Source organism: Vibrio qingdaonensis (assembly GCF_026191675.1).
Classification (GTDB): domain Bacteria; phylum Pseudomonadota; class Gammaproteobacteria; order Enterobacterales; family Vibrionaceae; genus Vibrio; species Vibrio qingdaonensis.
The window spans coordinates 1-228 of sequence record NZ_JAKRRY010000215.1 but is presented as its reverse complement, the minus strand read 5'-3'; the positions used below and the strand labels follow the sequence as shown (position 1 = coordinate 228).

Here is a 228-nt window from a genome sequence, read left to right as displayed (position 1 = left end):
GGCTCTACCGGTACGTAAGATAAGTGACGTGCCAATGGAACATCGTCTTGTACTTGCTGATAACTGGCTCTATTGACTTTTTTTCCTTCAGGAAAAGCGTGCTTATCCAATTGCGCTTTTAACTTGGGGTAAGCATTAAGTTGCGCGTCACTGAGGGGTGTTCTGCGTGCAAAGGAAGAGATAGCAATCCAGTGAGCTTTAAGCAATTCCGCCTTGAGCGCACTAAGA

General features: G+C 46.1%; 1 pseudogene. It reads right to left on the bottom strand.

Annotation, left to right across the window (positions count from 1 at the left end):
• Positions 1 to 228, bottom strand: a pseudogene (locus MD535_RS26070) (hypothetical protein); the annotation flags it as partial.